This window comes from Candidatus Sulfurimonas marisnigri (genome assembly GCF_015265475.1).
GTDB classification, from domain to species: Bacteria; Campylobacterota; Campylobacteria; order Campylobacterales; family Sulfurimonadaceae; genus Sulfurimonas; species Sulfurimonas marisnigri.
Window position 1 is genome coordinate 176,367 of sequence record NZ_CP054493.1, and the last position, 14,484, is coordinate 190,850.

Below are 14,484 nucleotides of genomic sequence, written 5' to 3' on the forward strand. Positions count from 1 at the left end.
CAAAGTACATAACTCATGCAAGGGGGTGAAGATGAAGCAATTAACTTTTCTTTTATTATTGTTTTCTTCGCTTTTGCATGGAGATTTTGTACCTATTTACTTTCAAGGCAACCAACAGATAAAAGAGCGGGAACTATATGAAGCATTAAATCTCTATAAACCCTACATGTATGAGTTTTGGAAAAAAGAACCAACTGTAAGCCCTGAAACAGCTACTTTACTTAGTGAAACTATTAAAAACTTTTACCGTTCAAAAGGGTACTTTCATGCGGAAGTTACGCACACTAAGAGTAGTAAAGATGTGAATATTACAATTTCTGAAAAATCTCCTGTACTTGTAGCCGCTATTTCAACAATATCAAAGCTGAAGATTCATTCCGCAATACCATTTAAAAAAGGGATGTTGTTTGATGCCGACAAATTTGATGTCAGCAAAAAAGACATAAAGCTTCTTTACGCAAACAGGGGTTACTGCAATGTAGAAATTGACTCCAAAGCGTGGATAGATATAGAAACAAACAATGCGTATCTTATGTATGATGTTACTCCAAATAAGTTATGTTATTTCGGAGAGGTAGAGATAAACGCTCCTAAAAGTATTGACCCTCAGATTATTAGTTCAATGCTTCACATTAAACAAAACGATCCATTTTCTCCCCAAAAGGTACGCAGAAGCTATCAGAGCCTCTATGCAAATGAAGGAATCAGTAAAGTATTGATAGATACTGTTGTTAAAAACACAAATATTGCACCAGTAAGCGTCTCTGTAACTGAAATTGAAAAGCCGATTAGATTTCAAGCAGGTATTGGGGCGAGCAGTGATGAAGGGGCTATGATCTCTCTTGGAGTGAAGCATAGAAATATATTTGGCAATCTAAAAACAGCTGCCGTAGAGACACGACTAACAGAGATAAAACAGACAATCAAAACAAATTTTTTTATGCCTCTAAAAAATAGAAACTCAACAGGTGCAGAGATTGGTTTTGAGAAAGAAAAGTTTATAGGTTTTAAGGAGGATAGATATTTTGGAAGTATCTTTCTTAAGCAGAGCGAGACCCCGCATATATTTCAAGAGATGCTTCTTTTTGACCATGTGACTACCTATGAGAGTGAGGATGAGAGTCTGTTCCCGCAAGGTCAGCTCTTTGTCACATCTGCAAAGCTTCAATGGAGCTATGACACTAGAGATGATATTCTTAATCCTAAAAAAGGCTATTTCCTCCGTCCTCAGCTAACCGGCTCGATAAAGTCGCAAATATCGGATGCGAGTTATTACAAATATAATATATCCGGAGGGTATATAATCCCGCTGCTACCTTCTATTTTGGCATTAAAAGCAAACTTTGGTTCACTACGACTTTATGAGGGTAATATTCCGGCATCTTACCGTTTTTATGCAGGGGGGATGAACAGCAACCGCGCGTACAATTATAGAAAACTAGGTCCGGTTAATGAACACGGTAATCCAATAGGGCTCCATTCGATATTGGAGATGACGGCAGAATACAGATTTGCAATAAGCGGCAATTTCAGAGGAGTGGTTTTTAATGACACCACTTTTATAGGGGAGAATGAAACTCCAGAGTACAAGAGGGGTTACTATTCTCTTGGTGTGGGTGTCCGCTATGCTACCCCTATCGGTCCAATAGCACTCGATGTCGGATTTGACGCAGAGAATCCAACAAAGCAGTACGCTTTTCATTTTCATATAGGTGAACTGTTTTGATTGTAAGAACCTATCTGTTTAGCTACTATTTGACAATCTTTATAACGGTTGTTGTTCTGGGCGTTGCAACCATACTTGTACATCCAGATTCTGTAAAGTATCTTGCAGATAAGTTTTTAAAAGAAAACGAAATTGCGTATAGCAGAGTCGAAGGTTCTCTTCTTACGGGGGTGACTCTTCATGACATCAATTATGCGGATACTTTTACTGCCAAAAGAGTTGAAGTGGGATACAACTTTTTTATGCTTTTTAATCCCACTCCAGTTATTAGAAAAATCAAAGCAGACAAAGTAGTGTTAAACCTTGACAAGCTGCCAAAAAATCAAGAGGGCAGTGATGAGTTTTTTGCTTTTGCCATAGGAAAACTTCAGCTGAGAGATGCGAGTGTTATTTTTGAGGATGAGCGGTTTGTTTTTAATCTAAAGGCATCAAGGATTGATTACGGTAAAACCTTGGATGTGAGAAAACTTTTTATAGAGTTATTTACCCCATATGCAGATGCGACCATAGATGGAAAAATAGATTCAAGCAGGCTTTATGCAAAAACTTTAGTTACACCTAAGGCATCAGTTACAAAAAAATATTTAGGATTTTTAGAGGGAGTTGCTAAAACAATTGCTATAGATGTTGATGCATCGCTGCAAAAAATATTTATGCGTACACATTTTAATCGATTAGGCTTCAGTGCAGACCAGAACATAAGAGTTGGCAATGCAGATGTGAATCTAACATATTTCACAAAAGAGGAGTACGTCTCTCTTGATAGCTCCTACACTCTCTCTTATCAAGAGTTTGAAGCAGAGGTAAAACAAAACGGAATCTTTAGCTATTTTGGAGCCTATTTCTCTGAGTTAAGTGCAGAGTTGACAAAATACCCACAGCAACTCCCTTTTAAAAGATTTAGTGCGGAGTTTGCCGGAGATACAGAGAGTCTTGCAGGTAAGATAAAGACAGAGCAGTTTAATCTTAATATAAACTCAAAAGATTATAAAGAGTTTATGCTACATGTAGACAGTAAAGCTCTTGCCTTATCGTCTATCTCGCAGCTTCCAGATATGCTCAAAAAACACACTCTCACTGTTAATGCAGATGCCGTTATAGCGATATCTCCATTTTCACTGATTGGAACGTTCAACACACAAGGGCTTTATTGCAGTGCAGAGGGAAACATAGCACTAGATGGCAGCAGTCAGCTTTTTTTTGCACAGCTCTATCCAAAATTGGAGTTGGAGATTTTCAAATCATACCCTGCTGATATGTTCTCACCTTTGGAGTTTATATATTACAACGAAGATGAAAAAGCTGTTTTAAATCTTGATGCAAATATGTTTGGCCTTACTCTTTTTAAAAGTGGCACGTCTCTTAACGGACTTGGAAATTTCGGTTCACAGAGTTTTGATGTCAAAGGGGGAATCTCTGATAAAAATGATGCAAATATAACACTTAGCGCAAACATACCATCACTCAACACACTGTTGAGTGAATTTGGCTTGGTAAAACCAGAAGATGGCATTTTCTTTGATGCAGAGGCAAAAATAGAGGCATCCGTGGATTTTTCAGAAAATATGCAGATAAAAAGCCGTCTTCACATCCCTTGGTCTATCGCAAGAGTTGATACTAAAACGGCATACACGGTAGAAAACATTTATTTTGAGGCAACCACGACAAATAGAGATATAACTATTGAGCAATATACTCTGGACTTTAAAAATCATAATTTTAACTCTCAAAAAAAGTCAAAAATAAGTTTTGACAACAATGCAACTTTAAAACTAAAAGAGTTTTGGATATATGATAACCTTCTTGTGACGGGTCTCTTCAACCCTGTTCAAATGAAAGGGGATTTGCAGATAAAAAGTGATATGTTTAAATATGAGGGTAAAGAAGCAAGCGTAACACTAAAAGCCGATGTGGATATCTCCTTGGATGGCAACGGTACACAAAAAATAGAGGGGGATATAACACTGCTTGATGGTGTTATAACGTATGAGCCACCAGTTGAATATACAATCTCAGACGACATAATAATTATACAGGATATCAAACCGCAAGCGCAGAGTAAGCGTTTTATAAATATACATGTAAACTCTCTAAAGCCTATTGCATATAAAACAAAAAATATTGATTTGCGCTTTGTTCCCGATATGGTTCTTTGGCAGGAGCCGTCACGACCTTTGGCTCTTTTAGGAATGGTAACAATTGAAGAGGGGAGAGTGACGGCAAGCGACAAACTCTTTACATTTGAGAAGAGTGAGGTTTATTTTAATGGAGCAAGTCCGATAAACCCGCATCTGAGCCTGAACATGCACTATCAGACATTGAACTACATCGATATAGAGATATATATTACAAACACTCTCGCTTCACCTATAGTGATATTTAAGTCAACACCATATTTAAGCCAAAACGACATAATGTCATACATACTCTTTGGAGAACCGGCAGCCTCAGCTTTTGATAGCTCATCTGGGGCAAAAACCTCTGTCAGCTCCCTGCTTTTGGCAACCGGAGTAAAGCAGATATTTAATGACACGGCAGGGGTGAATATAGACACATTAAATGTATTGACAAACGAAGAGGGTACTCTGGGGTATGAAATCGGGGCGCGTTTTAGCGATAAGTTAAGAGTTATATACAAGAACGATACAATTTCGAGCATAATATTGCAATACAGTTTTAGCAAATCTATTAGATTAGATATTAATCTCCACGAGACTGGGCAGGGAATAAATATACTGTATGTAAAAGACTTTTAACTGACCCCAAAGAAACTTATGTGACCAATAAAAATCAAGACAGATTACCGAAGTATTTGCTTTAATATAAAGCTATATTGATGTTTTATATATTTTTTATATTATTATTATAATTATTGCTATACAATATCAGCAAATATATAAAAAATAATAATAAACGCTAAGGAATAAAAAATGGCACTTAAAGTAGCAATAAATGGAACAGGTCGTATAGGAATTAGTGTAGCTAAAATCATAGCATCTCGTGATGATGTTGAGCTAGTAGCAATAAACACAACTGCAAAGCATGATATGCTTGAGTATCTTTTTAAGTTTGATAGTGTTCATAAAGGCATTGATGCTAAAGTAATTGATGATAAAACAATAGAAATTGATGGTAAGAAAGTAGCACTGTTTTCTACTCGTAGCCTTGATGAGCTTGATTTTGGTTCTGCTGGCGCTGAGTTAGTTATTGAGTGTACTGGTGCATTTTTGACAACAGAAAAAGCACAGGGTTATCTGAAAAATGGTGTTAAAAAAGTTGTTATGTCTGCACCTGCCAAAGATGATACACCTACTTTTGTTTTAAATATTAATACAAATGATTATAAAGGTGAAGCAATCATATCTAATGCTAGTTGTACTACAAACTGTTTAGCTCCAATCTGTAAAGTTCTTGATGATACTTTTGGAATTGAGAATGGCTTGATGACTACAATTCACTCATACACAAATGATCAAAATATACTTGATGTAAAACATAGCTCTGATAAGCGTCGTGCACGTGCAGCGGCTATAAACATGATTCCAACTACGACAGGAGCTGCTAAAGCAATAGCTAAAGTTATGCCACACCTTAAAGGTAAACTAAACGGTTATGCTATGCGTGTTCCTACTCCAAATGTGTCTGTAGTTGATTTAACAGTTAATCTAAAAAAAGAGACAACCGTTGAAGAGGTAAATGCAGCTTTTAATGCAGCAGCAGCAGGAGAATTTTTAGGTTTAATAGAAATTGATAACGATAAACGTGTTTCTAGTGACTTTATCGGTTCTACTTACAGCTCTTCTTACATACCTGATATGACTAGCCTAGTTGATGGCAAGACACTAAAAGTACTTGCTTGGTATGATAATGAGTGGGGATACAGCAGCCGACTTGTTGATATGTGTGTGCTTGTCGGAAAGTAAGTAATGCTGACATTTCAAAAATATTTTCCTCTTGAAGATACTCCAGAGAATGCGAGTATTATGCAAAGTGCTATGGCAGTTGTAAAAGATGAAATGCAGAGTAATCAAATTGGTTATTATAAATTGCCATCAAATTCACTATCGCTTCTTGAGAGATTAAAGGAGATAGATAGTGGTGTATTTACGCAAATTATAATTATCGGTATTGGAGGCTCTTCACTTGGAATTAAAGCGATTGATTCAATTTTACGCCCCTACACACCAAATGCTAAAGAGGTTTTGTATTTTGAAAATTCTGACCCTATAACAATATCTGAAACATTAACTAAAATTAAAAAAGACAAAGCTGCATTTTTTATAATCTCAAAATCAGGCTCAACCATTGAAACAACTTCAATTTTAAAAACTGTTATTGCCACATGTAAGTTAGACCTTGATGGAGTTGACCGTAAACGTGTTTTTGCTATTACCGATAAGGACTCTGCACTCTCAAAATTTGCCCAACATCACAATCTTAAGGAATTTAATATACCTGATAATGTTGGAGGACGCTTTTCTGTGCTTAGTGCAGTTGGTGTGGTGCCACTTCAAATGGCAGGTTATGATGTGCAAAATATTTTAAAAGGTGCACAAGAGTTTATAACAAGTTTTTTTGAAGGAGGTGAGAATCATCTACTTGAAAAAGCGTGCTACATGTACATTAATTCTAAGAATCATGGCATTAATGTTCTTTTCTCTTATGCTGACCATCTTGAAGGTTTAACAAAGTGGTATGTACAGCTTTGGGGTGAGTCACTCGGTAAAATAGATTTTAATGGCAATAGAGTAGGACTAACACCTATCGGATTAATTGGTTCAGTTGATCAGCACTCGTTTTTAGAACTTATTATTGAAGGACCTCACGATAAAAGTGTTACCTTTATAAGTATTAAGGATGCCGGAAATAATCTTAAAATTCCAGATATTTCACTTTATGGTATTGAGAAGACAGACTTTATCAATAATCAAAGTTTCAACACACTTATCAATGCCCAGTGCGATGCTACAATGCAGAGTGTTATTCAGTCTGATATAGCAGTTGATGCTATTTCTTTTGACAAAGTAACACCTGGAAATATTGGTGCAATTATTATCTATTATGAGCTATTAACCTCACTTATGGGTGCGATGCTTATGATTAACACCTATAATCAACCAGGTGTAGAGCTTGGTAAAGAAATTCTATATAAAAATTTAGAAAAAAATTAAAGGAAATTTTATGAATCTATTCTCATATGATATTAACGAAAAGTACAAGACATCAGTTGCATACTTTTCTATGGAATTCGCAATTGATCAGGCTTTAAAAATATACTCTGGTGGTCTAGGGTTTCTAGCAGGGTCACATATGCGCAGTGTTTTTGATCTTAAGCAAAACGTTATCGGTATAGGTATGCTTTGGAGTTTTGGCTATTATGACCAATCACGAAATGAAAACCGCTCTCTTAGACCGCAATATACACGAAAACATTACTATTTTCTAGAAGAGCTTGACGTTAAAGTAACTGTAAAAATTCATGGTGAAGATGTTATGATCAAAGCATTTTTGGTACGTCCAGATATTTTTGGTACAGCACCGATGATTCTTCTCTCAACAGATATTCCTGAAAATGATTATCTTGCACAAACTATTACTCATAAGCTCTATGATGGAAATGAGCGTACCCGTGTGGCACAAGAGATAGTTTTGGGAATCGGCGGTACAAAAGTTCTTGAAGCTTTAAATCAATCAATAGATATTTATCATATGAATGAAGGGCATTCTCTACCTCTGGCTTATGAACTATATTCACGATATAAAGATATGGATGAAGTGCGCAAGCATGTTGTTTTTACAACACATACTCCAGAAAAAGCTGGTAATGAAGAGCACAATATTCACTTTTTACATGAGATGGGTTTCTTTAGTAATCATTCACTTGCTGAAGTTCGTCAAATTACCGGCTACAACAATGATGATAATTTTAGTCTTACTGTTGGTGCACTGAGAGCTTCTAAAATAGCAAATGGGGTATCTAAGATTCATGGTATAGTTGCTAATGAGATGTGGGCAAATGTTGAAAATAAATGTGAAATTATTTCAATAACAAATGCTCAGAATAAAAAGTATTGGACTGATAAAGCACTGATACGTGCACTTGATGAACATGAAGATTATGAAGTCATAGCACGAAAAAAGCATCTTAAAAAAATTCTTTTTGAAATAGTAGCAAATCAAACAGGAAAAATATTCAACCCTGAAGTATTAACTATAGTCTGGGCACGACGCTTTGCAGAGTATAAACGACCAGGACTATTAAAATATGATATTGACAGATTTATAAAATTTATTAAAAATACAGACAGACCAGTACAGATAATATGGGCAGGAAAACCTTATCCAACTGATGAAGGGGCTATGGAAATATTTAATGAACTTGTACATATGAGCCATTATTATAAAAACATGGCAGTTCTTGTGGGGTATGAACTGTATCTATCACGTCTTATGAAAGAGGGAAGTGATGTGTGGCTAAATACACCTCGTATTACACGTGAAGCTAGTGGTACAAGTGGTATGACAGCTAGTATGAATGGTTCAGTTCACTTGTCTATTGATGATGGCTGGCATCCTGAGTTTGCTCTAGATGGTAAAAACGCATTTACTATCCCCGCACTTGACCATAAGCTTCCTATTGAAGAGCAGGACCGTATAGATAATAAAAATTTGATGGATATTTTAGAGAATAAGATTATTCCAATTTATTATGATGAGCCAGCTAAATGGACAGAAATCATGAAAAGCGCTATGACAGACGTTGAGTTCGAGTTTAATTCAGGCCGTATGGTAGCGGAATACTATATACATATGTATGACTATAAAAGTTGATGAAATGAGCTCAAATTTAAACTTTATGCAAGGAGGAGAGTAGATAATGGCTTTAGCAATAATGAGTTCAGGCGGCGATGCACCTGGTATGAATCCGGCAATTAAAAAGTTTGTTGATTATACCCATAAAAAAGGTGAAGAGTCTTATCTTATTTATGATGGTCTTGAGGGCTTGATTGATAATAAGATTAAAAAAGCAAGTCACAAAATTGTTGCCGGTATCATCCATAATGGAGGCACAATAATTCGTTCATCACGCTCCAAGCGATTTTTTGAGCATGAGTACAGACAAAAAGCTTTTGATAACCTAAAAGCTCACAATATTACAGGCTTGGTTGTTTTAGGTGGGGATGGTTCATTTAGGGCTATGGAGAAGTTTAGTTCAGAGTTTGATCTCAACTTTGTAGGTATCCCATCAACAATTGATAATGACATATATGGAACAGAATATTGCTTAGGTGTTGATACTGCACTAAATGTTATACGTGATGCTCTTGATAAAATACGTGATACGGCAACCTCTTTTAACCGTGCTTTTTTAGTTGAAGTTATGGGGCGTGATTGTGGATACCTAGCAATTGTATCATCTATGATTAGTGGTGCTGAGGTATGTGTAATTCCAGAAGTACCGTTTAATCCAAAGTCACTAGAAAAAAGACTTAAAAAAGAGGTCAAAGAGGGACGAAACTATATCCTTGCTATTGTCGCTGAAGGAACAAAAAAGACAAGCGAAGTTCATAGCTGGTTGCAGGATAGTTTTGGTCTAGAAACCCGTGTAAGTATTCTAGGTCATATTCAGCGTGGTGGTAATCCAACTGTGTATGACCGTATGATGGCATTTGATTTTACAATCATAGCTGTTGACCATCTCCTTACTCACACTGATTCTAGCAAGGTTGTAGTTTATCAAAAAGGTGATTTTAAACTACTTGATATAAAAGAAGTTGTATCTAATAAATATATGATGCCCCAGCATTATTTAGATGCTATAAACTATTTAGATTAAAAGGATAAAACATGGTAAAGATTACAGCAAAAGGTCAAAAAGCTTGGGTTACATTTAGTGTTATGCCAAATGACGGAGATAGTGTAGCTATTTGTGGTGAGTGGAGTGATTGGAAAGATGAGCCTATGAAGGTTAAGAAAAGCGGTGAATTTTATATCACAAAAGTTCTTCCTTTAGATAACGATTATCAATTTGGTTATCGCATAAATGAAAATAGATGGGAGTGTGACAGTGAGTTAGGGAATATTCTATCACCATTTGGTTCTCATAACACTTTATTAAAACTTTAATTAACATTTAACAATAAGTAATTAATAATTAATAAAGTATAATATACAAAACCAATTTTTGTTTAGTTGAGAGGATAGTTAATAGTGAAAGCAGTAGTAATGGCAGGTGGATTCGGTACAAGAATTCAACCACTTGCAAATTCTAGACCAAAGCCAATGTTGCCAATTGTAAATCGTCCGATGATGGAACATACTATGATGACGTTGAAAAATCTTGGCATTGAAGAGTTTATAATACTTTTATATTTTAAGCCTGAGATAATTCAAGACTATTTTAAAGATGGTAGTGACTTTGGAATTAAAATTACATATGTTATACCAGATGATGATTATGGTACAGCAGGAGCGGTGAAATTAGCTCAAGAGTATATAGGTGATGATAATTTTATTATAATTAGCGGTGACTTAGTAACTGACTTTGACATGCAGGGCTTTTTTGACTTTCATGAAAATAAAAAATCAAAACTCTCTATTGGTTTGACATCTGTTGAGAATCCATTGCAGTTTGGTGTTGTAATCGCAAATGAAGAGAATGTGATAGAAAAGTTTCTTGAAAAGCCAAGTTGGGGTGAGGTTTTTAGTGATACTATAAATACTGGCATCTATATAATTGAACCTGAAATTCTAAGTTATATACCTAAGGGTAAAAACTTTGATTTTGGAAAAGATCTGTTTCCTTTGATTATGAAAGAAGAGATTCAGCTTATGGGTTATAACTTTGAGGGATACTGGCGTGATGTCGGTAATCCTGAAAGTTATCGGGATGTATATTCAGATATTTTAGGAAATCGAGTTAATTTTCCAATCCCTGGGAATAAAGAACTCTACACTAGTGGTGTATTGTATAGCGACAAACCGTATAAACTCGATAAAAGTATAGAGATTATGGGTAATGTTGTACTTGGTAAAAATGTAACGATTGAAAAGGGTGTTAAGCTTAATAATGCTGTTATAGGTGATAACGTAAAGATTGGAAGCGACAGTAGTATTTTCAATAGTGTTCTTTGGGAAAATATAGTTGTTGAAAAAAATGTGCGACTAAATAACAGCGTTATATGTAATGACAATGTAATTAATAAACATGTTAATGTTAAAGCAGGATTGATATTAGCTGAGGGTTGTGAGATTGGTGAACTGACGACTTTTGAGCAAGATGTTACAATCTGGCCTGATAAAAAAATTGAGCCAGCCTCTATTGTTAGTAACAATGTAGTGTGGGGAAGCCGCTATAAAAACTCAATTTTTGAAAACGGAAGCGTATCAGGTAAAAGTAATGTTGAGCTTTCATGTGAGATGGCTACTAAATTAGCAGAAGCTTTTGCTGCTCAACTCCCAATCGGCTCAAAGGTGATTATAGCATGTGATTACGATAAGAGCTCACGAATGCTCAAGAGAGCATTTTTAAGTGGTCTTCTCTCTGCTGGAATAAATGTTGTTGACCTTAGAAGAACTCCTCCGTCAGTACTGCGATACGCTCTAGTAAATGATGATAACTTTATTGGTGGTGCGTATGTTGAGCAGTCTCTTATGGATGCTACTGGCTCGCAGATTACACTATTTAATGAAGAGGCACTTCGTATTGATTCTAATTCGGCCAAAGCGATTGAGAAAGCTTTTTTTATTGAAAAATTTCGTCGTGTTGAACACTCTAAAATAGGTTCTATCTATGAGACAGTAAATGCCAGAGAGGCAAGTTTATATAAAAAGGCTGTTGAGGACAAGTTTGCAGGCACAATTAATAATGCCAACTTCAGTGTTTCGATAGATTTAATGTATGGAACAACAGCTGATGTTTTTCCAGGTATAATAAATAATCTTGGTATAAAAAACATTGTCCTAAATGCTTATTATGACGAGAAGAGGCTATTTAATCTTGCAGCGATTGAGAAACGCTCTGAAGATGATATTTCAGGTATAGTAAAAAGCCTAAATTACGATATGGGTATTATAATACATCCAAATGAACAGCAAATCAGTATTGTGACAGACAAGGGTGAAGTTCTTGATAAAGTTAATGCCCTGCTCGTGGTATTGCATCTCCTGAATATGGATAAATCACAAGAGAGAAAAAAAGTATTTTTACCAACTTGGGCTCCAGATATAGTTAAATTTGATAACTTGGAAATAGAGAGAGGTAGTTACTATAACTTTAAAGCTGTTAAACTAAAAGAGTATGCTCTTGTCGCTACAGTTGATGGTAATTTCGCTTTTACTGAGTTTAGTGTTACAAGAGATGCTATGTACGCAAGCATTAAAATAATGCAACTGTTAAATTTACATGGTGTGAAACTTTCTGATTTATCAAGTAGAATTGATTCTTTTGATTATCGTTCATTACAAATCGAGTGCACTCAGGCGCTTAAGGGTAAGATGATGAGAAAGTTTTTAGAGCATTCAAAAGATAAACAATCCTCATCTATTGATGGCGTTAAGATTTGGGAAAATAATACAGACTGGATATTAATGATTCCAGATAACTACAGTGATCATCTAAATATCTATATTCAAGCTCAAAACAAAGCAGCTGGAGATATAATATACGATAATTATAGTGCCAAAATAGAAGAATGGTCAGCATTATAAAGGAAATTTATGAACATTAGTTTTATGTGGCATATGCATCAGCCTGACTATCGTGATGGATCGGGTGTTATGCAGATGCCATGGGTGTTTTTACATGCTATTAAAGACTACTATGATATGCCGTGGATGCTTGCACGTCATGAAGGATTAAAAGCTACCTTTAATATTACACCTCCATTGATAGAGCAGCTTAAACTTTATTATGAAGAGCCTCAGAAACATGATCGTTTTTTAAATCTATGGATGCAAGATCTTGTTTTACTAAACGAAACGGATCGCAATTGGATGATAAAATTATGCAAAAGTACTCCGTTTGAAACAATGGTTTTGGTATTGCCATCTTATGCAGTACTGCATAAAAAAGAGCATTATAATGATAATGAGCTTTTTGACATGCAGGTACTGTTTATACTCTCCTGGTGTGGAATATATCTGCGTTCAAACAATGAGTTAATTGGTCGTTTGATTAAAAAAGAGCGCAATTACAACTGTGAAGATAAAAGAGTGCTGCTGCGTGAGCTATCTAAATTTGTAGCAACGATATTTGACTACTACACAAAACTATATAAAGATGGACGTATATCTATCTCTACCACACCACTTAATCATCCTATTTTACCACTTCTTATGGATATGCAAAACGCTGTTAAGGCTAACCACTCAACAAAAATCCCAAAGCAGCACACTTCTCTTGAAGATGATGCCTTACTTCAAGTAATACGAGCTCAAGACCTCTTTGTAGAGACTTTTGGTTTTGTAGCAGAAGGCTTTTGGCCAGCTGAGGGTGCTGTAGATGAAAAAAGTGTGGCACTCTTAAAAGAGTGTGGGATTAAATGGATTGCTACAGATGAAGCAATACTATTTAAGTCACTAGGAAATGCAGATAGAAGTACACTCTATACACCATACAATTATAGTGACATGTGTATAGGTTTTCGTGATCATGGACTAAGCGATCATATTGGATTTACATATAGGTATTGGGACGCTAATAAAGCAGCTAACCATTTTATCTCTTCTCTTTCTTCCATTAATGAATCAAATCCACAAGGGACAGTTTTTATTATATTAGATGGTGAAAATGCTTGGGAATTTTTTGATAATAACGCATTTGACTTTTTTGATGAACTTTATACAAAAATCAATAATACTTTATGGTGCAAAACACTTCACATGGATGATGTTGCTAAACTTCCAACTAAGCCTTTAAACAATCTATCTCCTGGGAGTTGGATTCATGGTGAATTTAATACCTGGGTTGGGCATAATGAAAAAACACGTGGCTGGGAACTGATTTATCTTACAAAACGCGATTATAATCACCATGAAACAACACTCGACAGTGGGACAAAAGAGAAGATAACCAATCACTTCTTGGCGGCTGAGTGTTCTGACTGGTTTTGGTGGTATGGTGATGATCACTTTACAGAGTTTGGTGCTGAGTTTGATATGCTGTTTCGCTCACACCTAATCTCCATCTATGATCTAATGAATATCGCTCCACCATCAGACCTTTTTGAGACAATTATTGGCGATAGAAGTTCTCAAAATTTCTGGTTGCGACCTCAGTCTCATATCTCGCCTACAACTAATGGTATCCATGACTCATTTTTTGAGTGGATAGGGTGTGGTGTTGTTGACGAGAGCAAACTTTTCTCTACAATGGATAGAGTCAGAGGACCAGTTAGTAAAATACTCTATGGTCAAGATGAGACATCTGTCTATTTTGCCTTTGATGCTGATATTACTAAACTGTATGAGAGTGATACAATAGGGATTATTATAGAACCAATAGGGTTTAATGAGAATATTGAGCTTAACTCTTTAAAAAAGTTAAATAATGAAGAGTATTTTGGAGATATAAAAGTTGAAATTGCGGCTAAAAATATCTTAGAGCTTCGTATCGAAAAAAGCTCAATAAAAGTTGATCAGATACAGATTCGTTTTGAACTCACACAAGGAGATGTTATTATTCAGACACTTCCAGGTTTTGGTGAACTAGAGATTGATTTAACAACTGATTATAGTGAAAACTGGTATGTTTAGGA

9 protein-coding genes are annotated in these 14,484 nt (G+C 35.6%); all 9 read left to right on the forward strand.

The annotated features are described in order from the left end of the window. Positions 1-31: 31 nt before the first annotated feature. The 9 genes from HUE87_RS00920 (at position 32) to HUE87_RS00960 (ending at position 14,482) form a co-directional block, all read left to right on the forward strand. Positions 32-1,726 (forward strand): BamA/TamA family outer membrane protein, encoded by a 1,695-nt coding sequence (locus tag HUE87_RS00920; RefSeq protein WP_194366883.1) that lies wholly within the window; start codon positions 32-34, stop codon positions 1,724-1,726. After that, entirely contained in the window at positions 1,723-4,482 is a 2,760-nt protein-coding gene (locus HUE87_RS00925) for a translocation/assembly module TamB domain-containing protein (RefSeq protein WP_194366884.1), read from the forward strand. The genes HUE87_RS00920 and HUE87_RS00925 overlap by 4 nt, the downstream gene beginning before the upstream one ends. A gap of 174 nt (positions 4,483-4,656) precedes the next feature. Next, entirely contained in the window at positions 4,657-5,649 is a 993-nt protein-coding gene (gene gap / locus HUE87_RS00930) for a type I glyceraldehyde-3-phosphate dehydrogenase (RefSeq protein ID WP_194366885.1), read from the forward strand. A 3-nt stretch (positions 5,650-5,652) separates the two neighbouring features. Then, positions 5,653-6,897, forward strand: coding sequence for a glucose-6-phosphate isomerase (locus tag HUE87_RS00935; RefSeq protein ID WP_194366886.1), 1,245 nt, complete (start codon positions 5,653-5,655; stop codon positions 6,895-6,897). 10 nt (positions 6,898-6,907) lie between these two features. Further along, entirely contained in the window at positions 6,908-8,557 is a 1,650-nt protein-coding gene (gene glgP, locus HUE87_RS00940) for an alpha-glucan family phosphorylase (RefSeq protein WP_194366887.1), read from the forward strand. Positions 8,558-8,603: 46 nt separating this feature from the next. Next, positions 8,604-9,563, forward strand: coding sequence for a 6-phosphofructokinase (locus HUE87_RS00945; RefSeq protein WP_194366888.1), 960 nt, complete (start codon positions 8,604-8,606; stop codon positions 9,561-9,563). Positions 9,564-9,574: 11 nt separating this feature from the next. Beyond that, positions 9,575-9,853, forward strand: a complete 279-nt coding sequence (locus tag HUE87_RS00950; RefSeq protein ID WP_194366889.1) for an early set domain-containing protein — start codon at positions 9,575-9,577, stop codon at positions 9,851-9,853. Positions 9,854-9,937: 84 nt separating this feature from the next. Beyond that, positions 9,938-12,436, forward strand: coding sequence for a sugar phosphate nucleotidyltransferase (locus tag HUE87_RS00955; protein ID WP_194366890.1), 2,499 nt, complete (start codon positions 9,938-9,940; stop codon positions 12,434-12,436). Positions 12,437-12,445: 9 nt separating this feature from the next. Continuing rightward, positions 12,446-14,482, forward strand: a complete 2,037-nt coding sequence (locus HUE87_RS00960) for a glycoside hydrolase family 57 protein (RefSeq protein WP_194366891.1) — start codon at positions 12,446-12,448, stop codon at positions 14,480-14,482. Positions 14,483-14,484: the final 2 nt, after the last annotated feature.

Bases quoted from the DNA above. Each gene is read 5' to 3' on its own strand.
- HUE87_RS00920 (WP_194366883.1), top strand. From the start codon at position 32: ATGAAGCAATTAACTTTTCTTTTATTATTGTTTTCTTCGCTTTTGCAT.
- gap (WP_194366885.1), top strand. From the start codon at position 4,657: ATGGCACTTAAAGTAGCAATAAATGGAACAGGTCGTATAGGAATTAGT.
- HUE87_RS00935 (WP_194366886.1), top strand. From the start codon at position 5,653: ATGCTGACATTTCAAAAATATTTTCCTCTTGAAGATACTCCAGAGAAT.
- glgP (WP_194366887.1), top strand. From the start codon at position 6,908: ATGAATCTATTCTCATATGATATTAACGAAAAGTACAAGACATCAGTT.
- HUE87_RS00945 (WP_194366888.1), top strand. From the start codon at position 8,604: ATGGCTTTAGCAATAATGAGTTCAGGCGGCGATGCACCTGGTATGAAT.
- HUE87_RS00950 (WP_194366889.1), top strand. From the start codon at position 9,575: ATGGTAAAGATTACAGCAAAAGGTCAAAAAGCTTGGGTTACATTTAGT.
- HUE87_RS00960 (WP_194366891.1), top strand. From the start codon at position 12,446: ATGAACATTAGTTTTATGTGGCATATGCATCAGCCTGACTATCGTGAT.